The organism is Blastococcus sp. SYSU DS1024 (genome assembly GCF_054050795.1).
In genome coordinates this window covers 1-20,318 of sequence record NZ_JBJHAA010000037.1, presented here as the reverse complement: position 1 = coordinate 20,318, position 20,318 = coordinate 1, and the positions used below count along the sequence as shown (strand labels likewise).

The following is a 20,318-nucleotide window of genomic DNA, read 5'->3' as shown; positions in this document are numbered from 1 at the left end:
GGGCGACCGGACCGGTCCGGTCGCCCCGCGCCCGCTGGGGCGCACGGGGCGGCGGGGGGCGTCGCGACGACGCGGCGCGCCCACCCGGCGGCACGACCGGCTGCCGGTGCGGTCGGGCTGCGAGGATGGAGGGCGATGTCTGGCACCCCTCATCCCGGTCGGCGGGCGTTCTCCCGCCGGACCCTCCTGGTGGCGTCCGCCGCCGGCTTCGCCGTGGTGGCCGGCGGCTGCACCTCCTCGTCCCCGGTCGAGGAACGCGACACCGTGACCGCCGCCCAGGCCGACGAGCTGGCCGCGCAGGTCGGCGTCCAGGAGACGTTGGTCCGGGCGTACGAGTTGGCCTTCGGCGCCGACCCCGCGCTCGCCGCGGCCGCCGGAGGCCTGGCGACCCAGGCAGGCGAGCAGCTCGACCGTCTCCGTGCGGCCAGCCCGGGCAGCACCCCGTCGGCGACCACGCCACCGGACGCGCCCCCGCCCGGCGGGGGGCAGGCCTGGCTGCGGGCGCAGGTCGGCGTCGCCGCCACCTCCCACGCGACCGCCGCCCTGGGCCAGACCGGAGGGCGGGCGGCGCTGCTGGGCTCCATCGCCGCGGGACTGCGCGGTCACGAAGCACGACTGGCATGAGGAGGATCGGCCATGGCTGACGACGAGACCACCGGCCCCTCCGCCGAGGACGCCGCGCTGAACGCCGCGCTGGCCGCCGAGCACGCCGCCGTGTGGGGGTACGGCGTGGTCGGGGCGGCGCTGGGAGCGGACGGCCGGGTGGCCGCCGCGACCGCCGAGGCCGGGCACCGCGACCTGCGCGACCAGCTGATCACCGTGCTCGGCGGGCGCGGCACGGATCCCGTGCTGCCCGAGGCCGGCTACGCGCTGCCGTTCCCGGTGCTCTCCGCGGTGGACGCCGCCGCCCTCGCCGCGGTGCTGGAGGAGGGGGTCACCGCCGCCTGGGTGCGGGTCCTGGACCGGGCCGAGGAGCGCACCACGCGCACGCTGGCGATGGAGGCGCTCAGCGCCGCGGAGGTGCGGGCCGTCGGCTGGCGGGCGGCCGCGGGCCAGACGCCGGTGACCCGCGCCCTCCCGGGCCTGCCGCCCCCCTAGCAGGCGCCCTCACCCCCACCGCTCGGGGTGCGCCCCCGCATGCCGGCATCGTTCAGAGAGCGCCGAGGAACGCGTCGGTGACCGCAACCGCGGCGCCGCTGGACTGCCCGCCCTCGACGAGCACGGCGAAGGCGATGTCACCCGCTGGCCCGCCGATCTGGTACCCGGCGAACCAGCCGTGGGAGTCCGGCGGCGTCTGCGTGCCGTACTCCGCGGTGCCGGTCTTGCCGTGGACCTCGCCCCGGTCGGCCAGCGCCTGCGCGGTCCCCGACAGCACGACCGCCCGCATCATCGGCCGCAGGGCGTCGATGACCGCGGCCGGCGGTCCGGCCGGAGCCGGCCCGGCTGCCTCCGCGCCGACCACCTCGACCGGTGCCACCGGCGTGCCGCCGGCGATGCCGGCCATGACCAGGGCCATCTGGGCCGGGCTCATCAGCACCCGACCCTGGCCGATCGCGTCGGCCGCCTTGCCCGTGCCCGTGCTGTCGCGCGGGACGCTGCCGCTGAAGATGTCGACCGGCAGCTCCCAATCGGTGCCGACGCCGTAGGCCGCCGCGGCCTCGGCCAGCGCGGGGTCCGGCAGCTCGAGGGCCTGCTGGATGAAGGTGGTGTTGCACGACTGGGCGAAGGCCTCGGTGAAGGGAACGGTGCCCAGGTCGAACTGGTCCTGGTTCTCGAACTCCCGCCCCTCGACCGTGGTCGTGGCCGGGCAGGCGACCGGTGTCTCCGGCGTCAGCACACCCGCCGCCAGCAGGGCGGTGGCCGTCATCGCCTTCATGCTCGATCCGGGCGGGTACTGGCCGCGCAGCGCGTTGCCCGGGTCCGCCGCCTCGTTCGAGGACACCGCGAGGATCTCACCGGTGCCGGGGCGGACGGCCACCAGGTGGGTGGGGCGGGACTCCCCCGCCACGGCGGCGTCGGCGGCGTTCTGGATCTCCGGCACCAGGGGCGTCTGCACCGGCTCCCCGGCGACCGGGGCCACCGAGGCGATCTCGCGGCCGGCGTCACCGGTCGCCTCGTCGGTGCTGACCACCGACACGGTGAACCCCGGGGTCCCGGTGAGCTGCTCCTGGTACGCCCGCTGCAGCCCCGACAAGCCGAGCTGGTCGGAGGCGGCGTACCGCGGCTGCCCGTCCACGGAGGTCTCCTCGATGATCTCCGCGGTCGCCGGGCCCACCCGCCCGAGCAAGGCCGACGCGAAGCGCGCCGTCGGGGCGAGCATGCGGGTCTCGGTGGGGAAGACCGCCCCGGGCAGGTCGAACACCTGCGCGCGGATCTCCTCGAAGTCGGGGCGGCGCAGGGAGATCACCGGGACGAACTGACCCTCCGGCGCGGCCTGCACGTCCGCGACGATCTCCTGGGGATCGATGCCGGTGGCCGCCCCGAGCGCCGACGCCAGCGACGGCAGGTCGGTGACGCGGGCGGGATCGACGCCGACGTTGACCACCTCGGTCGGGGTGAACAGCGGGGTGCCGGTCGCGTCGGTGATCGGCGCACGATCGGGCAGGGAGCGGTCGAGCTCGAGGTGCTGGCCCTCGCCCAGCTCGGGGTGGACCATGGCCGGCTCGGCGACCACCTCCCAGGCGTCGTCCCCTTCCCGCAGCCGCAAGGTGGCCTCGTAGGTCCACTCCGGGGCCGCGGCCAGGTCCCAGGTCGCGGTCCAGTCGACGGTGGCCGCGCCGTCGTCGACGGTCACCTCGCCGACCTCGGTGGCCAGCTCGGCGCCGGGCAGGTCGTCGGCCGTCTGCCCGAGCAGCGCCGCCGCGGCGGCCGGATCGGTGGTCGCGTCCGCCGCCGCGGGGACGTCACCCGCCGCCCAGTCGTCGAGGAAGGCCTGCGCGGCGGCCCGCACGTCGTCCTCGCTCCCCGAGCAGGCCGCCAGCGCCGGAACCGGGACGAGCAGCGTCAGGAGGAGGGCCGGGCCGCGACGTGTGCGCACCCGGACAGGTTCTCAGACGGGGCCGACACGCTCAGAACAGCACGCTGGCGTACTCGCCGACCTCGTGGAACCCCACCCGGCGGTAGGCCGCGCGGGCCCGGGCGTTGTAGTCGTTGACGTACAGGCTCACGACCGGCGCGATGGCGGCGCGGGCGTACTCGACCACCGCGGCGGTGCACGCGGTGCCGATGCCGCGCCCCCGCAGGGTCGGCGCGACCCAGACGCCCTGCACCTGGCAGGCGGCCCGGCAGACCGCGCCGATCTCCGCCTTGAACAGCACGCGCCCGTCCTCGATCCACGCCAGCGACTGCCCGGCCCGGACGAGCTCGTCGACCCGCGCCCGGTACCCGGCGCCCCCGTCGACCCGCAGCGGGCTGACCCCGACCTCCTCGGTGAACATCGCGACGGCGGCCGGCAGCAGGACCTCGAGCTCGTCGGGGCGCACGGGGCGCACCCGCGGCTCGGGGGTGACGGCGGGCGGGCCGTCGATCGCCAGCAGCGGCTGCCGGGGCCGGTGGTCGCGGGCCGGACCCCAGGACGGTTCCAGCAGCTCCCACAGCGGTGCCACGGCGGCCGACGGGCCCACGATCGTGGAGCAGCGACGTCCGGCCCGGCGGGCCCGCTCGGCGAAGGCGGCGGCGGCGGGCCCCTCGGCCCCGGGCCGGGCGAACGGGATGAGGTTGGCCCCGGCCAGGCAGACCGCGTCCAGGTCACGGCCGCTGCCGATGCCCCAGAGCGGCGCCCCCAGGGAGGGCGCCGCCGTCCCCGCGACCTCGACGCGTCCCGCCAGCACGCAGGCGGCGACCGGGTCGGTGGCCAGCAGCCGGCGCACGGCCGGCTCGTCGGCCTCGTCGAGGACGCGGGCGCTGGGCGTTCGGAGCACGGGTCAGCTGACGGTGACGACCGGCGGTCCGGAGGGCTCGCCGGCATCGACGTGCTCCCCGGCGATCCGCATGGCCTCCTCGATGAGCGTCTCGACGATCTGGGACTCCGGCACGGTCTTCACGACCTCACCCTTGACGAAGATCTGGCCCTTGCCGTTGCCCGACGCCACGCCCAGGTCGGCCTCGCGCGCCTCGCCCGGACCGTTGACGACGCACCCCATGACGGCGACGCGCAGCGGCACCTCCATGCCCTCCAGGCCGGCGGTGACCTCGTTGGCGAGCTTGTAGACGTCGACCTGGGCCCGACCGCAGGACGGACAGCTGACGATCTCCAGCCCGCGCTGCTTGAGGTTCAGCGACTCCAGGATCTGGTTGCCGACCTTGACCTCCTCGGCCGGCGGCGCGGAGAGCGAGACGCGGATGGTGTCGCCGATGCCCTGGCTCAGCAGCGCGCCGAAGGCGACGGCGGACTTGATGGTCCCCTGGAAGGCGGGGCCGGCCTCGGTGACGCCCAGGTGCAGCGGGTAGTCGCACCGGGCGGCCAGCAGCTCGTAGGCGCGCACCATGACCACCGGGTCGTTGTGCTTGACCGAGATCTTGATGTCGCGGAAGTCGTGCTCCTCGAACAGCGAGCACTCCCAGAGCGCCGACTCGACCAGCGCCTCGGGCGTGGCCTTGCCGTACTTGGCGAGCAGCCGCTTGTCCAGCGACCCGGCGTTCACGCCGATCCGGATCGGGACGCCGGCGGCCTTCGCGGCCTTCGCGATCTCGCCGACCTTGTCGTCGAACTTCTTGATGTTGCCCGGGTTGACCCGGACGGCGGCGCAGCCGGCGTCGATCGCGGCGAACACGTAGCGCGGCTGGAAGTGGATGTCGGCGATCACCGGGATCTGCGACTTCTTCGCGATGATCGGCAGCGCCTCGACGTCGTCGGTGTCGGGTACCGCGACCCGCACGATCTGGCACCCCGACGCGGTGAGCTCGGCGATCTGCTGGAGGGTCGCGTTGATGTCGGCGGTCTTGGTCGTGCACATCGACTGCACGCTGACCGGGAAGTCGCTGCCCACGCCGACACCGCCCACGTCCAGCTGCCGGGTCTTCCGGCGCGGGGCCAGGACGGGCGGAGGAGCAGCGGGCATGCCGAGGCCCACGGGGATCGCCATGCCCTCAGTATCCCCCGCGGCGCGATCGATGCTGGTGGAGCTGCTGTGACGTACGCGTCGGGGACGGCGCGCCCGGCCCCGCCGGGTCACGCGCGGCCGACGTCCCGCTCCCGATAGCACCCCGCTTCCGCCACGAGCTCGCCGAGCACCGCCTGCACCGCCCGGCGGGCCGCCTTGTCGGGTCGGGACAGGGCCTCGACGAGCCGCCCGGCGCGGAGGTCGGCCAGGGGCACCAGGGCGAGCCGCCCCTCGGCGCGCTCTCGCGTGGTGTGCCGGGGCAGCAGAGCCACCCCGTGCCCTCGGGCGACCAGCTTCTCCATCAGCGGCAGGTGGGTCGTCCGGCGCACGACGCGCACCGGTTCCCCGGCCCGGGCCGCGATCGCCGTGAGCACGCGGTCGATCGGGAAGTCGGCGGGCGGGGCGATCCAGTCCTCGCCGATGACGTCGCGGGGGCCGACCCGGTCGCGTCCGGCCAGCGGGTGCCCCAGCGGGAGAGCGACGTCGAGCGGCTCACGGAGGAGCAGCCGGACGTCCACCCGGGGCCGGGCGGGGGGCACCACGTCGTCGGACCGGTGCGCGACGACGATGTCGTAGTCGGCGGTCAGCGCCGGGAAGTCGTCCTGGGAGACGTCCTCGTCGTAGGTCTCCAGGGTGATCGCGGGCTGGTGTGCCAGCCGGTCCAGCAGGCCGGGCACGAGGAGCTCCCCGGCGGAGTGGAACACCGCCAGGCGGACGGTGCCCCCGGCGTCCCCGCGATAGCTGTGCCAGTCCGCCTCCGCGACGGCCAGCGCGGTGGACACCCCGGCGGCGATGCCGGCGAGCGCCCGCCCGGCGTCGGTGAGCCGCACGCCCCGACCGACCCGTTCCACCACTGGCACGCCCACCCGTCGCTGCAGCACCTTGAGCTGCTGGGAGACCGCGGAGGGCGTCCGCGCGGCGGCCCGGGCGACGGCGGTCACCGAGCCGAGCTCGGCCAGCTCCCGCAGGAGCACGAGCTGGGAGGGATCGACCCGTTCCCACAACCCCGGCCCCGCGTCGACCATGAAGGCAACCTACATCGTCACTTCACAGATTTTCGCTTGTCCTTCATGTTCATCGGGCCGGAGGCTGGCGGGGTGCCGATCCGCGACCGCCTCCTCGCCTGCTTCGTGGCGGTGTGCTGGGGGATCAACTTCCCCGCCACCGCGCTGGCGCTGGAGCACTTCCCGCCGCTGTTCATGGTCGCGCTGCGGTTCGCGCTCGTGGCCCTGCCCGCGCTGCTGCTCGTCCCCCGGCCGGCCGTTCCCCTGCGCTGGCTGATCGGCGTGGGCGTGGGCATCGGCATCCTGCAGTTCGCCTTCCTCTACGCGGGGATGGCCGCGGGCATGCCGAGCGGCCTGGCCTCCCTGGTGCTGCAGGCCTCCGCTCCGTTCACCGTCCTCATCGCCGGGTTCTGGCTGCACGAACGGCTGTCCGCGCGGCAGCTCGCCGGGGTCGGCCTCGCCGTCCTCGGTCTCGCCGCGATCGCGGTCCACCGGGCGCAGACGGCCGCCTGGCTGCCCGTGGCCCTCACCCTCTGCGGCGCGCTGGGCTGGGCGATCGGGAACGTCTGCAGCCGGCGGGCCCAGGCGCCGAACGCGCTGCACCTCACGCTGTGGTCCGCGGCGATCCCGCCGCTGCCGATGCTGGCGCTGGCGCTCGTCGTGGAGGGCCCCGACCGCATCGTGGGCTCCCTCGCGACGGCGTTCACGGCGGCGGCGCTCCCGGCCGTCCTCGGCCTGCTGTACGTCGTCGTGGTCGCGACGCTCATCGGCTACGGCATCTGGAACACGTTGCTGTCGCGCCACCCGTCGAACGTGGTGGCACCGTTCTCCATGCTCGTGCCGGTGGTCGGCGTCCTCGCGTCGTGGCTGGCCTTCGGCGAGACGCTCGACCCGGTGGAGCTGGTCGCCGGCGGGTTCGTGGTGGGCGGCGTCCTCGTCGCCTCCCGGCCGGTCCGCCGCACCTCGGCACCGGCCGCGCCGGTCACCCAGCCAGCCTGACCGGGTTGACCACGTCGGCGACGAGCAGCAGCAGCGACAACCCCAGGAAGAGACCGGCGACCGCGTAGGCCACCGGCATCAGCCGCGCGATGTCGAAGGGGCCCGGGTCGGGCTTGCCGCGCAGCCGCGCGACGACGGACCGCGCCTTCTCGTACAGCGCCCCGGCGACGTGCCCCCCGTCGAGCGGGTAGATCGGCAGCAGGTTGAACAGGAACAGCACCAGGTTCAACCCGGCGAGCAGCTGGATGAAGTACCCGATCTTCTGCACCGGGGACAACTGCTCCAGCGCGAAGACCTCGCCGGAGATGCGGCTGACGCCCACCACCCCGATCGGGCCGAGCGGGTCGCGCTCCTCCCCCAGGAAGGCGGCGCGGAACAGTTGCGGCACCCGCTCCGGGATCTCGACCAGCCGGTCGACCGACCGGACCAGGATGTCGCCGAAGTGACCGGGCACCTCGGTGAGGGACTGGCGCACCTCGCGCTGGAGGGGGCTGATGCCGACGAACCCGACGGTCTGGGTGGTCTCGCCGTCCTCGTCGGCGTAGACGAGGTTCTGGATCGGGGTGACGGTGAGGTCCACCCGCTCCCCGTCGCGCTCGACGGTGAAGACGACCGGCTCGCCGGCGCTGGTCCGGATCGTCTCCTGCACCTGCTCCCAGCCGACGTCGGTCTCCCGGGGAACCGGCTCCCCGTCCAGGGCGACCACCGTGTCCCCGGGCTGCAGGCCGGCCCGGACGGCGGGGCTGCGCGGCGGCAGGGCGCAGTCGGCCGCCCCGGCCTCGCAGCGCTCGCCCGCCGGCGTGATCGGGATCGAGCAGGGGTCCTCGGCCGCGGCGGTCGCGGCGCCGGCCGGCAGGACGCACTCGGGCACCTGGCGGATCGTCGTGGTGATCTCCGGGATGCCGAAGCCGACCAGCACGACCGTGAACAGGACGACGGCGAGCACCAGGTTGTGGAAGGGGCCGGCGAACATCACGATGACCCGCTGCCACCACGGCTTCTTCCAGAAGACGCGGTCGCCGTCGCTGGGCCGCACGTCGTTGAGCGCCTGCCCCCGCACCTCGGCGATGAAGCTGCGCATGCGGGTGGCGCGCTTGCTCTCGCCCTCCTCGGCCGGCGGGATCATGCCGACGATGCGGATGTAGCCCCCCAGCGGGACTGCCTTGACGCCGTACTCGGTCTCGCCGCGGCGCCGCGAGAAGACGGTGGGGCCGAAGCCGACCATGAACTGCGGCACCCGCATGCCGAACTTCCGCGCCCACCAGAAGTGACCGGCCTCGTGGAAGGCGATGGAGAACATCAGGCCGAGGGCGAACAGGACGATCCCCACGACCGTCAGCAGGATCCCGCTCAGCTCAGCCTCCGGCGATGACGCCCCGGGCGTGCTCCCGGGCCCACTTCTCCGCCGCCAGCACGTCGTCGACGCAGGTGGGGGCGCCGAGGTCCGGCGCGGCGTCGAGGGTACGCGCGACGAGCTGGACGATTCCTGGGAACGAGAGGCGACCCGCCGTGAAGGCGGCGACCGCTTCCTCGTTCGCGGCGTTGTACATGGCGGGCACCACCCCGCCGGCCTCCCCGGCCGCGCGGGCCAGCCGTACCGCGGGGAACGCCTGCTCGTCCAGCGGGAAGAACTCCCAGGTGCTCGCCGTCGACCAGTCCAGCGCCGGCTGCACGTCGGGCAGCCGGTCGGGCCAGGCGAGCCCCAGGGCGATCGGCAGCCGCATGTCCGGCGGGCTGGCCTGCGCGATCGTGGCGCCGTCGGCGAACGTGACCATGGAGTGGACGATCGACTGCGGGTGCACCACGACGTCGATGTCGGCGTAGGGGACGCCGAAGAGCAGGTGCGCCTCGATCAGCTCCAGCCCCTTGTTGACCAGGGTCGCCGAGTTGATCGTCACGACGGGGCCCATCGCCCACGTCGGGTGGGCCAGCGCCTCCCCCACGGTGACCTCGGCGAGCTCGGCGGCCGTGCGGCCCCGGAACGGCCCCCCGCTGGCGGTGAGCACCAGCCGGGCGACCTCCGCGCGCGAGCCGCTGCGCAGGCACTGGGCGAGGGCGGAGTGCTCGGAGTCGACCGGCACCAGCTGACCGGGGGCGGCCGCCGCGAGGACCAGGTCACCGCCGGCGACGAGTGACTCCTTGTTCGCCAGGGCGACGGTGCGCCCGGCCCGCAACGCCGACAGCGTCGGCCTCAGCCCGATGGAACCGGTGATCCCGTTGAGGACGACGTCGGCCGGCCGGGCCGCCAGCTCCTCAGCGGCGCGCGGGCCGGCGAGGATCTCGGGCAGCGAGAACTCGCCGGTGGCCCAGCCGCGCTGCTGCGCCGCGGCGTAGAAGGCCAGCTGGAGGTCCTGGGCGGCGGTGGCCCGCGCGACGGCGACGGTGCGGACCCCGAGCGCCAGCGCCTGCTCCGCCAGCAGCGCGACGTCGCCACCACCGGCGGCCAGGCCCGTGATGCGGAGCCGGTCGGGGTTCTGCGCGGCGACGGCCAGCGCCTGCCGGCCGATGGACCCGGTGGAGCCCAGGACGGTGACCTCGCGCGGCTCGCTCATGCGGGCATCCTGCCAAGCCGCCCGTCACCCGCGTTCGCGCCGCCCGACCCGCCCGGGCGAGGCCGGACCGGTCGTGGACGGGCGCGCGAGCAGACACCTAACCGCCACCGGCCCGACTTGTAGCAATCTGCCCTATCGCCGCACCGCCGGGATCGGGAGCCAGCAGCTCATTGCCTAATGCACGACCGACAGTGGGCGTGTCGACCACATGATGCGACAACGAACACCGACTCGTGCCGATACTTCACGTCGACGGCTCGGGAGTCCGGGCCACTGACCGACCGGAGCCCTCCATGCCGAACCGCACCTCGAAGCGCGTCGCCGCCACCACCGGCTTCGCCGTCGCCACCGTCTCCCTGGGCATGGCCTTCGCGCCGGCCGCCCTGGCCGCGGACCTGCCCGCCCTGCAGGGCTCGAAGACCGCCGTGGTGGGCCAGCCCTACAGCCTGTCCGGCACCGGCTGCGACGCTGCCGCGTCCACCGTGGAGGCCGCCGTGTACGTGGACGTCTACACCGCCGCGGGCGCCGTCGACCCGAACGCGGACCCGGTGCTGACTCTGGCGGGCGAGCCGGAGAACGGCGCCTGGACCGCCGTCCTGGACTTCACCGACGCGGCCCCCGCAGGTGAGTACGTCGCCTTCGCCTTCTGCGAGCCCTACGCAGGCAACGAGCAGTACCTCGACTACCCGGAGTTCGCCTTCACGCTGCAGGCGGCGACGGTCGTGACGCCGCCGAGCACCCCGGCGCCCGGCGCCATCCGCGGCGAGTCCGCCAACACGCCGGGGGTCGGCCCGACGACCAGCACCGCCGCGAAGAGCACCGCGCCAGGCCAGAAGGTCGTCAAGGTCATCAAGGGCTTCAAGCCCGGCGAGGTGGTCACGCTGACCATGCACTCGACCCCGACCACGATCGGCACCTTCACCGCTGACAACGACGGCGTCATCACCGCGGAGTTCACCCTCGCGGCCGGTACCGCGGAGGGCACCCACACCCTCGTGTACGAGGGCAACCAGGGCACCTACTTCCAGGAGTCCCTGGTGGTGGCGGCCGCCACCACCAGCACCGACAGCCTGGCCTACACCGGCGCCAGCGTCGGCCTGCCGCTGGCCCTCGGCGCCGGCCTGCTCGTCGCCGGTGGCGGCGCTCTGGTCGTCTCCCGTCGCCGCGCGGGGGCTTCGCAGGCCTGAGCCTGAGCATGCCCCTCTCCCACGTACCGGACGCCGGCCAGGACACCCCTGGCCGGCGTCCGGCGCGTTCCGGACGCCGGCGCCGGCTCCGGTCGGCGCTGCTGCTGCTGTCCGCACTGCTGGTCGCCCTGGCCGTCGACACCGCCGTCGTCGCCGGGCGGGTCGACCGGGTGGACGTCGACCTCGCGAACGGCCCCGGGGACGCCGACGGCCGCACCTGGGTGCTGCTCGGCCTGGACTCCCGCGCCGCACTGCCGCCCGGCGCCGACCCGGCTCACTTCGGCACGGAGACCGCCGTCCCCGGCGCTCGCGCCGACGTCGTCGTCGTCGTGCACCAGACCGATGCGGGCACCACCGTGCTGTCGGTTCCGCGGGACGTGGTGGTCCGCACCGACCGGCGATCGGGTCGTTTGGCGCTCACGTGGCGACGGAGCCCGGCCAGCACGATCGCCGGGCTGTGCCAGCTGGGCATCCCCACCGACCACCTGCTGACCGTCGACCTGGCCGGTTTCGCCGGGATCGTCGACGCCGTCGGCGGGCTCCACCTCGACATCCCCGAGCCGGTGCGGGACCTCCCGGCCGGGCTGCGGATCGACGCAGCGGGCCCGCAACGCGTCGACGGCGCGACGGCACTGGCGCTGGTCCGCTCCCGCCATCCCGAGCACCTCGTCGACGGCACGTGGCGCCCGGCCCCGATCGACCCCGACGGGCGGGCCACCGCGGCCGGTGCGGTGCTGTCCGCCCTGGTCGACGAGGCGCAGCGGTCGGCGCTGCGGCCCTGGCGGCTGCAGGAGGTCGCCTGGACGGCCTCCGGAGCTCTCGCCACCGACCCGGCCACCTCCGTGGTGGACCTGCTCGGCCTGGCCCGCGCGGACCTCGCCGATGTCCGGGTGCTCCCGGTCGGCGACCCGGTGGGCGGGACCATCGCCCGGATGCCGACGGCGGAGACCACGGCAGCTGTCGCGGCGGCCGGCCTCTCCTGCGACGGCTGACGACCCGCCGAGGACCCACCTCGGGGCGTGCGCGGGACCGGCTCCTGCCAGAATGGCGGGGTGACCGAGGCATTGCACTCCCCGTCGACCCAGCGGGTCAACCAGCCCGGCCGTGAAGAGGCGGTCGTCCGCGCCGGCGAGCACCCCGTCGAGCACGAGCAGCCCGAGGACTGGGGCTGGCACGGCGAGACCGGGAAGTGGGGCCAGATCGGTGGCTGGATCGCGACGCTGGTGATCCTGGCGTACCTGGTCGGCAACCACGAGGGCCGGGTGGAGGACCTCTGGCTGATCGGCCTCGCCGCCGTCATGGCGCTGGTCCTCATCTGGGACATCCGCCGCAAGAAGACCGCCTGGCGCCGCTAGCTCCTCCGTCCGGGGCGCCGCCACGGCGTCCCGGACGACGAACGGCGCCGGCTCAGGTGACCGCGACGCCGATCGCCGCACCGATCAGATAGGTGACGCCCGCCGCGGCGGCGCCGAGCAGCAGCTGGCGCAGGCCCGCGTACCACCAGGGCCGCGGGGTGAAGCGCGAGGACAGGGCGCCGGCCAGCAGCAGGCCCAGCCCCCCGCTGAGCAGAGCCACCCACAGGACCGGGGCCCCGAGGAAGTACGGCAGCAGCGGCAGCACGGCGCCCGTCGCGAAGGTCAGGAACGACGAGACCGCCGCCACCCGCGGAGAGGGTCGCTCCTCCGGGTTGACCCCCAGCTCGGCCAGCACGTGCAGCCGCAGGGCGATCTCCGGATCGGCCGACAGCTGCACGGCGACCTGCCGGGCGAGCCGGGCGTCCACCCCGCGGTCCTGCAGCATCGCGGTCAGCTCCGCCAGCTCGCCGGCAGGGTTGCGGGTGAGTTCCCGCCGCTCCTTCTCGATCTCGAGGTCCAGCTGCTCGTTCTGCGTCTTGACCGAGGTGTACTCGCCCAGCGCCATCGACACCGCGCCGGCGACGAGGCTCGCCACGCCGGCCAGGACGATCGCGCGCGGGGCGGCGCCGCCCCCAGCGACCCCGGCGACCAGGGCGGTGTTGGTGACCAGGCCGTCCATGGCGCCGAACACCGCGGCCCGCAGCCAGCCGCCGGAGACGTCGCCGTGGGTGTGCTCGTGGGCCTCGGCGTCGGGCAGCGCCGTGCTCACCCCTGGTCGGCCTCGGCGCCCAGCGGCACCGGCTCCTCGACGGCCGGGACGGGGATCGCGACGGCGGGCACGCCCTCGACCCGGTCGGCGGCGGCGAGCTGCCCGCAGGCGCCGTCGATGTCCTGGCCCCGGGTGTCGCGCACCGTGGTGGCGACACCGGCCGCCCGCAGCCGGGCGACGAACTCGCGCTGCGCGGGCAGCGGGCTGGCGTCCCAGGGGCTGCCCGGCGTCGGGTTGAGCGGGATCAGGTTCACGTGCGCGAGCTTCCCGGCCAGCAGCTTCCCGAGGAGGTCGGCGCGGAACGGCTGGTCGTTGACGTCGCGGATGAGCGCGTACTCCACCGAGTAGCGCCGGCCGGTCTTCCGCGCGTAGGCATCGGCGGCCTCGATGACCTCGCCGACCTTCCAGCGGGTGTTGATCGGCACCAGGGTGTCGCGCAGCTCGTCGTCGGGGGCGTGCAGGCTGACCGCGAGGGTGACGTTCCGCCCCTCCTCGGTGAGCCGGCGGATCGCCGGCACGAGGCCGACCGTCGAGACGGTGACCGACCGCTGCGACAGGCCGAGCCCGTAGGGGGCGGTGCCGAGCAGCGCATCGAGGGTCTTGCGCACCCGGGCGTAGTTGGCCAGCGGCTCGCCCATGCCCATGAACACCACGTTGGAGAGCCGCCCGGGCCCGCCGGCGACCGCCCCGTCGGCCATGTCCGCGGCGGCCGCGACCGCCTGGCCGATGATCTCGGCCGCGGAGAGGTTGCGGGTGAGCCCGGCCTGACCGGTGGCGCAGAAGGGGCAGGCCATGCCGCAGCCGGCCTGGCTGGAGATGCAGACGGTGGCGCGGTCGGGGTAGCGCATGAGCACGCTCTCCACGAGCGCGCCGTCGTGCAGCCGCCAGAGCGTCTTGCGGGTGCGGCCGTTGTCCGCGGTCTGGTGCCGGACGACGGTCAGCAGGCCGGGCAGCAGGGCCTCGCGCAGCGACTCGCGGGCGGCGGCCGGGATGTCGGTCATCAGTGCGGTGTCGGTGACCCCGCGGTAGAAGTGCCGGGCGAGCTGGTCGGCCCGGAACGCCGGCTGGCCGAGCTCGGCCACCGCCGCGCGGGCCTCCTCGCGGGTGAGGTCGGCGAGGTGGCGCGGCGGCTTGCCGCGGCGGGGGGCGTCGAAGACCAGAGGCAGGGCAGTCATAACCGCTCCATCGTCCCACTCCCCCGGGCCACCGGGGCCGGTCCGGAGACCGAACTCACGCGAGCGGGGCGGATCCCTGGCAGGGTCTGGGGCCATGAGCCGGCTGGACGACGTCGACCTGGGCCTCCGACTGGACAAGAAGGAGGGGAAGAAGCAGCTGGCCGCGGCGCAGGAGCGGCTGGTCCACCTCCGGCTGCTGCTGGGCGGGCAGATCGGGCCGGGCGAGCTCGGCCCGCCGCTGCTGGTGCTGTTCGAGGGCTGGGACGCGTCGGGCAAGGGTGGGGCGATCCAGCGGCTGGTCGGCGAGCTCGACCCCCGGCACGTCCGGGTGGCCCAGTTCGCCGCCCCGACGCGCGACGAGAAGCGGCACCACTTCCTGTGGCGGTTCTGGCCGGTGCTGCCCGGCTGGGGAGGCATGGCCGTGCTCGACCGCTCCTGGTACGGCCGGGTGCTGGTCGAGCGGGTGGAGGGCTTCGCCACGGAGGAGGCGTGGCGCCGGGCCTACCAGGAGATCGTCGACCTGGAGACCTCGCTGGCCGCCGAGGGCACCGTGCTGGTGAAGTTCTGGCTGCACCTCTCCCCCGAGGAGCAGCTGCGCCGCTTCGAGTCCCGCCGGGCCGACCCGTACAAGGCCTGGAAGCTGACCGACGAGGACTGGCGGAACCGGGAGAAGCGCGGGCTGTACGAGGAGGCGGTCGAGGAGATGCTCGACCGCACCGACACCCCCGTGGCCCCGTGGCACGTCATCCCGGCCGAGGACAAGCGGTGGGCCCGGGTGGCCGTCGTGCGCACGGTGTGCGAGGCCGTCGAGTCGGCGCTGCACGCGCGGGGTATCGACCCCGACCCCCCGCTCACCGACTGACCCGCCCGACGTCGGCGTGGTGCCGGATCCACGCGTGCATGGCGATCCCGGCGGCGACGCCCGCGTTGATCGAGCGGGTCGAGCCGAACTGGGCGATCGAGACGGTGAGCGCCGCACCGCCGCGCGCCTCCTCGGTGAGGCCCGGCCCTTCCTGGCCGAACAGCAGCACGCAGCGCTCGGGCAGCTCGGTGGTCTCGAGCGGCACGGCGCCGGGCCGGTTGTCGACGGCGACGACGGTGAGCCCCTGCTCGGCCGCGAACGCCAGCAGCCCGCCGACGTCGGCGTGGTGGCGCAGGTGCTGGTAGCGGTCGGTGACCATCGCCCCGCGCCGGTTCCACCGCCGTCGGCCCACCACGTGCACCTCGGCCGCGAGGAAGGCGTTGGCGGTGCGCACCACCGTCCCGATGTTCAGGTCGTGGCCGAAGTTCTCGATGGCGACGTGGAAGGGGTGCCGGTGCCGGTCGAGGTCGGCGACGATCGCCTCCACGGTCCAGTAGCGGTAGCGGTCCACCACGTTGCGCCGGTCGCCGTCGGCGAGGAGCTGCGGGTCGTAGCGGGGATCGTCCGGCCACGGCCCCACCCAGGGGCCGACGCCGACGGTGGTCCCCCAGTCGGTGGGGCCGGGCAGCTCGTCGTCGTGCACCCAGGGAGGATCGCAGGGTGAGCACCGGCGTCCTCCTGCACCTCCTGGAGCCGGCGCAGTGGCGCGCCGCCCTGCAACAGGGATCGATCCGGCCCGGCCCGGGCGGATTCGTCCACCTGTCGACGCCGGAGCAGGTCCACCTGCCCGCGACCCGGCTCTTCGGCGGTCGCCGCGACCTCGCCCTGCTCGTCGTCGATCCCGCCCGGCTCACCGACCCGCTGCGGTGGGAGCCCGGACACCCGGACGATCCCGCCGCGATGCTCTTCCCGCACCTCCACGGCCCGCTGCCGACCTCCTCCGTCGTGGCGGTCCTGCCCTACCGCCCGCCGGCACCGCTCCTCCCGCCCGATCCCGCCGACGCCCTGGGCCGGGCCCTGGCGCTGTACACGTCGGTGCCGGTCCGGCGGGCGGTGGGCGTGGGCGACGTCCCGGGCGGCGTGGCCGTGCTGGACCCCGACGTCCCGCACTCCCGGGACAACAACCGGCTGGTCCTCACCGACCCGGTGGCCGCCGCCACCGTCGAGACCGCGGCCGAGGAGGTCGGCGGCAACGCCGGCTGGCCGCACCTCGCCGCCCTGCTCGCCTGGCCGGGCGCCGGTCCGGTAGCCGCCGAGCTGGCCGCCCGCGGGTGGCACGTCGAAGAGCTGGTGCTGATGGGCCGCCCCACGGCGCTCCCGGTGCCGGAGGCGGCGGTCGGAGCAGAGGTGGTGGACCAGCGCGAGGTGCACGACCTGTGGGAGCGGGGCTGGCGCCGGGACCTGGCATCGCTCGGGGAACGGCTGGAGCCGGTCGTGCGGCAGCTCGTCGATCGCGAGCAGCTGAACGACCGCGTGGTCGCCGTGACCGACGTGGCGGTGCGCGAGGACGGCCGCGTGGTGGCCGCCGCGCAGCTGCGGGTCGACGGCGCGACGGCGGCGGTGGAGTCGGTGATGACCGATCCGGCCGCACGCGGGCGCGGGTACGGCGACGCGGTGCTCGCCCGGGTGCTGGGGCTGGCCGCCGACGCGGGCTGCGACCTGGTCGTGCTGGAGGCCTCGGGCGACGACTGGCCGCGGCGCTGGTACGCCCGCCGCGGGTTCACCGAACTGGGGTCGACCTGGGCGGCCGACCGGACTGCCTAGACCGGGGCGAGCACCGTCAGCAGCAGGTAGGCGACGGCCGCGGACGGCAGCAGCGAGTCCAGCCGGTCCATGATCCCGCCGTGGCCGGGCAGCAGATCGCCCATGTCCTTGATGCCGAGGTCGCGCTTGATGAGCGACTCGGCGAGGTCACCCACGGTCGCGGAGACGGCGAGCGCGGCGCCGAAGAGCAGCCCGCCCCACCAGGGGGCCCCCAGGCCCAGGACCAGGATCGGCGTCGCCACCAGCATGCAGGTGAGCACCGAGCCCGCCATGCCCTCCCACGACTTCTTGGGGCTGATCGACGGCGCCATCGGGTGCTTGCCGAACGCCACCCCGGCGGCGTAGCCACCGACGTCGCTGGCGATCACCGTGGCGATGAAGGCGATCACCCGCAGCGCGCCGTCGGCGGGCACCAGGAGCAGCACCGCGAAGCCTGCCAGCAGCGGCACGTACAGCGCGACCAGCACCCCGGCGGCCGCATCCCTCCGGTAGCCGACCGGCCCGGCAGCCAGCCGCCACAGCAGCACGGCCAGCGCGGTGAGGAAGAAGCCGGTCAGCAGCCCCGCCGGGCCACGTGTCCAGGCGAGGGCCTCCATGGCGAAGGCACCCACGAGCAGCGGGACCAGCGGGGCGGAGAACCCGCCCTTGCCCAGGGCCCGGGTGAGCTCGACGACGGCGACGAGGATCGCCGCGACGAGCACGCCCAGGAAGGCCGGGCGCCAGACGAGCAGCGACAGCAGGATGACCGCGACCAGGCTCACCCCGACACCGATGGCCGCGCGCAGGTTCCGCCCGGCCCGGCTCACCGGCTGCTCCGTGGTGGGCAGCTGCGCGACCTCCTCGGGCAGGGGCAGCGCCGTGGAGGTGGGGACGTCATCGGCCTCGGCCACCTCGCTGTCGTCCGGGACCGGGACGGGTTGGCGCGGCGGGAGCGGCGGCAGGGGACGCGAAGCCGCGACCGGCACCGGTCCCGTGTCACCGTCCCGCCGACGCTCGCCCGAGCCCGGGCCACCGCGCCGGGGGAACGACTGACCCCCCCGGCGCAGGGCACCCGGGCGGTCGGCGGAGGGAGACGTCATGGTCGTGCGGCGGCGGCGAGGTCAGACCTCGAGCAGCTCGCTCTCCTTGTTCTTCATCGCCTCGTCGACCTGCGCCACGTGCTGCTCGGTGAGGTGGTCGAGCTCCTTCTCGGCGCGGCGCACCTCGTCCTCACCGGCTTCGCCGTCCTTGGCGATGCGGTCGAGCTCGTCCTTGGCCCGGCGGCGGATGTTCCGGATCGCCACCTTGGCGTCCTCGCCCTTGGCCCGGGCCTGCTTCACCAGGTCGCGGCGGCGCTCCTCGGTCAGCTGGGGGAACACCACCCGCAGGAGCTGGCCGTCGTTGGTCGGGTTGACGCCCAGGTCGCTGTCGCGGATGGCCTTCTCGATGGCCGTCAGCTGGCTCATGTCGTAGGGCTTGATGACCGCCATGCGCGCCTCGGGCACGGTGATCGACGCCATCTGCGGCACCGGCGTGTAGGCGCCGTAGTAGTCGACCACGATCTTGTTGAACATCGAGGGGGCGGCCCGGCCGGTGCGCACCGACCCCAGGTCCTCCCGTGCCACCGAGAGGGCCTTGTCCATCCGCTCCTCGGCGTCGAGCAGGGTGTCGTCGATCACGGGGTGTCCCTCCTGCGGCGGTTCTCGTCCCGCCGGCGTCCTCGTCTGTGCCCGATCGGTGCCGCCGGCGTCAGGCCGGCTGGCTGATCAGCGTGCCGATCCTCTCACCTGCGGTGGCGCGGGCGATGTTGCCGTTCGTCAGCAGATCGAACACGACGATCGGCATCCGGTTGTCCATGCAGAGGCTGATCGCCGTCGCGTCCGCCACCTTCAGCTGCTTGGCCAGCACCGTCGCGTAGTCCAGGTCGTCGTACATGACGGCGTCCGGGTTGGTGCGCGGGTCGTCGTCGTAGACGCCGTCGACCCCGTTCTTGCCCATGAGCAGCACCTGGCACTCGATCTCCAGCGCCCGCTGCGCGGCGACGGTGTCGGTGGAGAAGTACGGCATCCCGGCGCCGGCACCGAAGATCACCAGCCGGCCCTTCTCCAGGTGCCGGATGGCCTTGCGCGGGATGTAGGGCTCGGCGACCTGCCCCATGGTGATCGCCGACTGCACCCGGGTCTCCAGACCCGCCTTCTCGCAGAAGTCCTGCAGGGCGAGGCAGTTCATGACCGTGCCGAGCATGCCCATGTAGTCGGCCTTGGTGCGGTCCATACCGGCCTGGGAGAGCTCGGCGCCGCGGAAGAAGTTGCCACCACCCATGACGACGGCGACCTGCGTGCCCTTCGCGACGACCTCGGCGAGCTGCTCGGCGATGCCCTTGACGATGCCGGCGTCGACGCCGACCTTGCCACCGCCGAAGGACTCACCGGAGAGCTTGAGCAGCACCCGCTGGTAGCCGCTGCCGTCGGCCGGCTGGAAGGCGGTGGGGGCGGACAGCGGCACGGTGATGTCGGTCAACGATTCATCCCTGGAGTGGTCGATGGGTGCTGTCGGTGGTGTGTGATCCTGCCGCATCCCCCTGCTCGGCTCCTGCCGAGCGCGGGCAGCGGACAGACGACCGGCCCCGTCCCACGAGGGGAACGGGGCCGGTCATCGCTACCGGGTGCGGCTCAGGCCTGGCCGACCTCGAAGCGCGCGAAGCGCTCGACGGTCAGGCCGGCCTCGTCGACGATCTGCTTGACCGTGCGCTTGGGCTCGGTGATCGACGGCTGCTCGAGGAGGACGAAGTCCTTGTAGTAGGCGTTGACCCGACCCTCGACGATCTTGGAGATCGCCTGCTCGGGCTTGCCCTCCTCCTTGGCGGTCTGCTCGGCCACGCGGCGCTCGGTCTCGACCGCCTCGGCCGGGACCTCGTCGCGGCTGAGGTAGCGCGGCCGCGCGGCGGCGATGTGCATCGCCAGGCTGCGGGCGGCGTCCTCGCTGCCACCGGAGTACTGCACGGCGACACCGATGGCCGGGGGCAGGTCGGTGGCCCGCTTGTGCAGGTAGACGGCGGTGGTGCCGTCGAAGGCGACGAAGCGCGAGAGGACCAGCTTCTCGCCGATGCGGGCGGACTCGCCCTCGACCAGCTTCTCGACGGTCTGCCCGTCGACCTCGGTGCTCAGCAGAGCAGCGGCGTCGGCCGACTTGTTCTCGAGGCCGATCGCGAGCAGCCGCTCGGCGAGGGCGACGAAGTCGGCGTTCTTGGCGACGAAGTCGGTCTCGCAGTCGAGCTCGAGCAGGGCGCCGTCCTTGCTGACGACGATGCCGTTGGTGGTCGAGCGCTCCAGGCGCTTGCCGACGTCCTTGGCGCCCTTGACCCGGAGCAGCTCGACGGCCTTGTCGTACTCGCCGTCGGCCTCGGTCAGGGCCTTCTTGGCGTCCATCATGCCGGCGCCGGTGGCGTCGCGGAGACGCTTGACGTCGGCTGCGGTGAAGGCAGGCATGTCTCTTCCCTCTGGTCGGGTGGTGCGTGCTGTGGAACGGCCGTGCGGCGGCGCCGTCCTCCCGCCGGTCAGCGGGAGGACG

Annotated in this window: 21 protein-coding genes; 8 read left to right on the top strand and 13 right to left on the bottom strand. The window is 74.4% G+C overall.

The annotated features are described in order from the left end of the window. Nucleotides 1-135: 135 nt before the first annotated feature. Both ACI79S_RS20360 and ACI79S_RS20355 read left to right on the top strand, forming a co-directional pair. Nucleotides 136-624 carry a hypothetical protein gene (locus ACI79S_RS20360; RefSeq protein WP_456595263.1) on the top strand — a complete coding sequence of 163 codons (489 nt, stop codon included), beginning with the start codon at nucleotides 136-138 and terminating at the stop codon, nucleotides 622-624. A gap of 12 nt (nucleotides 625-636) precedes the next feature. Further along, entirely contained in the window at nucleotides 637-1,098 is a 462-nt protein-coding gene (locus ACI79S_RS20355) for a ferritin-like domain-containing protein (protein ID WP_456595262.1), read from the top strand. 52 nt (nucleotides 1,099-1,150) lie between these two features. Here the strand turns inward: ACI79S_RS20355 and ACI79S_RS20350 are convergent, their stop codons facing one another. From ACI79S_RS20350 to ACI79S_RS20335, 4 genes are all read right to left on the bottom strand, one after another. Next, nucleotides 1,151-3,037: a penicillin-binding transpeptidase domain-containing protein gene (locus tag ACI79S_RS20350; RefSeq protein ID WP_456595261.1), complete on the bottom strand. Its 1,887-nt coding sequence runs from the start codon at nucleotides 3,035-3,037 to the stop codon at nucleotides 1,151-1,153. A 31-nt stretch (nucleotides 3,038-3,068) separates the two neighbouring features. Further along, nucleotides 3,069-3,920 carry a GNAT family N-acetyltransferase gene (locus ACI79S_RS20345; protein WP_456595260.1) on the bottom strand — a complete coding sequence of 284 codons (852 nt, stop codon included), beginning with the start codon at nucleotides 3,918-3,920 and terminating at the stop codon, nucleotides 3,069-3,071. Nucleotides 3,921-3,923: 3 nt separating this feature from the next. Beyond that, nucleotides 3,924-5,084 (bottom strand): flavodoxin-dependent (E)-4-hydroxy-3-methylbut-2-enyl-diphosphate synthase, encoded by a 1,161-nt coding sequence (ispG, locus tag ACI79S_RS20340; RefSeq protein ID WP_456595259.1) that lies wholly within the window; start codon nucleotides 5,082-5,084, stop codon nucleotides 3,924-3,926. An 86-nt stretch (nucleotides 5,085-5,170) separates the two neighbouring features. Continuing rightward, nucleotides 5,171-6,127, bottom strand: a complete 957-nt coding sequence (locus ACI79S_RS20335) for a LysR family transcriptional regulator (RefSeq protein ID WP_456595258.1) — start codon at nucleotides 6,125-6,127, stop codon at nucleotides 5,171-5,173. 72 nt (nucleotides 6,128-6,199) lie between these two features. On the opposite strand from ACI79S_RS20335, the gene ACI79S_RS20330 reads away from it, so the two are divergent. Further along, entirely contained in the window at nucleotides 6,200-7,105 is a 906-nt protein-coding gene (locus tag ACI79S_RS20330) for an EamA family transporter (protein ID WP_456595257.1), read from the top strand. On the opposite strand, the gene ACI79S_RS20325 is transcribed toward ACI79S_RS20330, so the two are convergent. Beyond that, complete coding sequence (locus ACI79S_RS20325) at nucleotides 7,089-8,435, bottom strand: M50 family metallopeptidase (protein ID WP_456595256.1); 1,347 nt, start codon at nucleotides 8,433-8,435, stop codon at nucleotides 7,089-7,091. The two genes, ACI79S_RS20330 and ACI79S_RS20325, sit on opposite strands and share 17 nt — an antisense overlap. A gap of 25 nt (nucleotides 8,436-8,460) precedes the next feature. Then, nucleotides 8,461-9,657: a 1-deoxy-D-xylulose-5-phosphate reductoisomerase gene (dxr, locus tag ACI79S_RS20320; protein WP_456595255.1), complete on the bottom strand. Its 1,197-nt coding sequence runs from the start codon at nucleotides 9,655-9,657 to the stop codon at nucleotides 8,461-8,463. A 293-nt stretch (nucleotides 9,658-9,950) separates the two neighbouring features. Here dxr and ACI79S_RS20315 point away from each other — a divergent pair, with 293 nt between their 5' ends. From ACI79S_RS20315 to ACI79S_RS20305, 3 genes are read left to right on the top strand one after another with little or no spacing between them, the layout of a single operon-like run. Beyond that, a complete protein-coding gene (locus ACI79S_RS20315; protein ID WP_456595254.1) occupies nucleotides 9,951-10,844 on the top strand; it encodes a hypothetical protein in 894 nt (297 codons plus the stop codon). Nucleotides 10,845-10,852: 8 nt separating this feature from the next. Beyond that, a complete protein-coding gene (locus ACI79S_RS20310; protein ID WP_456595253.1) occupies nucleotides 10,853-11,836 on the top strand; it encodes an LCP family protein in 984 nt (327 codons plus the stop codon). Nucleotides 11,837-11,896: 60 nt separating this feature from the next. Then, nucleotides 11,897-12,199, top strand: coding sequence for a DUF2631 domain-containing protein (locus ACI79S_RS20305; protein ID WP_456595252.1), 303 nt, complete (start codon nucleotides 11,897-11,899; stop codon nucleotides 12,197-12,199). 52 nt (nucleotides 12,200-12,251) lie between these two features. Here the strand turns inward: ACI79S_RS20305 and ACI79S_RS20300 are convergent, their stop codons facing one another. Continuing rightward, nucleotides 12,252-12,968 (bottom strand): VIT1/CCC1 transporter family protein, encoded by a 717-nt coding sequence (locus tag ACI79S_RS20300; RefSeq protein ID WP_456595251.1) that lies wholly within the window; start codon nucleotides 12,966-12,968, stop codon nucleotides 12,252-12,254. Continuing rightward, complete coding sequence (gene rlmN, locus ACI79S_RS20295; protein WP_456595250.1) at nucleotides 12,965-14,143, bottom strand: 23S rRNA (adenine(2503)-C(2))-methyltransferase RlmN; 1,179 nt, start codon at nucleotides 14,141-14,143, stop codon at nucleotides 12,965-12,967. Before rlmN ends, ACI79S_RS20300 begins: the two co-directional genes overlap by 4 nt. A 94-nt stretch (nucleotides 14,144-14,237) precedes the next feature. Here rlmN and ACI79S_RS20290 point away from each other — a divergent pair, with 94 nt between their 5' ends. Further along, entirely contained in the window at nucleotides 14,238-15,005 is a 768-nt protein-coding gene (locus ACI79S_RS20290) for a polyphosphate kinase 2 family protein (RefSeq protein ID WP_456595249.1), read from the top strand. Here the strand turns inward: ACI79S_RS20290 and ACI79S_RS20285 are convergent. Then, nucleotides 14,995-15,648: a TrmH family RNA methyltransferase gene (locus tag ACI79S_RS20285; protein ID WP_456595248.1), complete on the bottom strand. Its 654-nt coding sequence runs from the start codon at nucleotides 15,646-15,648 to the stop codon at nucleotides 14,995-14,997. The genes ACI79S_RS20290 and ACI79S_RS20285 overlap by 11 nt on opposite strands. Before the next feature lie 17 nt (nucleotides 15,649-15,665). Between ACI79S_RS20285 and ACI79S_RS20280 the strand changes: the two genes are divergently transcribed. Next, entirely contained in the window at nucleotides 15,666-16,769 is a 1,104-nt protein-coding gene (locus tag ACI79S_RS20280; RefSeq protein WP_456595247.1) for a GNAT family N-acetyltransferase, read from the top strand. Here the strand turns inward: ACI79S_RS20280 and ACI79S_RS20275 are convergent. From ACI79S_RS20275 to tsf, 4 genes are all read right to left on the bottom strand, one after another. Continuing rightward, entirely contained in the window at nucleotides 16,766-17,659 is an 894-nt protein-coding gene (locus ACI79S_RS20275; RefSeq protein WP_456595246.1) for a phosphatidate cytidylyltransferase, read from the bottom strand. The genes ACI79S_RS20280 and ACI79S_RS20275 overlap by 4 nt on opposite strands. A 210-nt stretch (nucleotides 17,660-17,869) precedes the next feature. Further along, complete coding sequence (gene frr, locus ACI79S_RS20270; RefSeq protein ID WP_456595245.1) at nucleotides 17,870-18,427, bottom strand: ribosome recycling factor; 558 nt, start codon at nucleotides 18,425-18,427, stop codon at nucleotides 17,870-17,872. A 70-nt stretch (nucleotides 18,428-18,497) separates the two neighbouring features. After that, nucleotides 18,498-19,268: a UMP kinase gene (pyrH, locus tag ACI79S_RS20265; protein ID WP_456595244.1), complete on the bottom strand. Its 771-nt coding sequence runs from the start codon at nucleotides 19,266-19,268 to the stop codon at nucleotides 18,498-18,500. Between the two features lie 152 nt (nucleotides 19,269-19,420). Beyond that, nucleotides 19,421-20,236 carry a translation elongation factor Ts gene (tsf, locus tag ACI79S_RS20260; protein WP_456595243.1) on the bottom strand — a complete coding sequence of 272 codons (816 nt, stop codon included), beginning with the start codon at nucleotides 20,234-20,236 and terminating at the stop codon, nucleotides 19,421-19,423. Nucleotides 20,237-20,318: the final 82 nt, after the last annotated feature.

Bases quoted from the DNA above. Each gene is read 5' to 3' on its own strand.
- ACI79S_RS20355 (WP_456595262.1), top strand. From the start codon at position 637: ATGGCTGACGACGAGACCACCGGCCCCTCCGCCGAGGACGCCGCGCTG.
- ACI79S_RS20290 (WP_456595249.1), top strand. From the start codon at position 14,238: ATGAGCCGGCTGGACGACGTCGACCTGGGCCTCCGACTGGACAAGAAG.
- ACI79S_RS20315 (WP_456595254.1), top strand. From the start codon at position 9,951: ATGCCGAACCGCACCTCGAAGCGCGTCGCCGCCACCACCGGCTTCGCC.
- ACI79S_RS20335 (WP_456595258.1), bottom strand. From the start codon at position 6,127: ATGGTCGACGCGGGGCCGGGGTTGTGGGAACGGGTCGATCCCTCCCAG.
- rlmN (WP_456595250.1), bottom strand. From the start codon at position 14,143: ATGACTGCCCTGCCTCTGGTCTTCGACGCCCCCCGCCGCGGCAAGCCG.
- ispG (WP_456595259.1), bottom strand. From the start codon at position 5,084: ATGGCGATCCCCGTGGGCCTCGGCATGCCCGCTGCTCCTCCGCCCGTC.
- tsf (WP_456595243.1), bottom strand. From the start codon at position 20,236: ATGCCTGCCTTCACCGCAGCCGACGTCAAGCGTCTCCGCGACGCCACC.
- dxr (WP_456595255.1), bottom strand. From the start codon at position 9,657: ATGAGCGAGCCGCGCGAGGTCACCGTCCTGGGCTCCACCGGGTCCATC.
- ACI79S_RS20360 (WP_456595263.1), top strand. From the start codon at position 136: ATGTCTGGCACCCCTCATCCCGGTCGGCGGGCGTTCTCCCGCCGGACC.
- ACI79S_RS20310 (WP_456595253.1), top strand. From the start codon at position 10,853: ATGCCCCTCTCCCACGTACCGGACGCCGGCCAGGACACCCCTGGCCGG.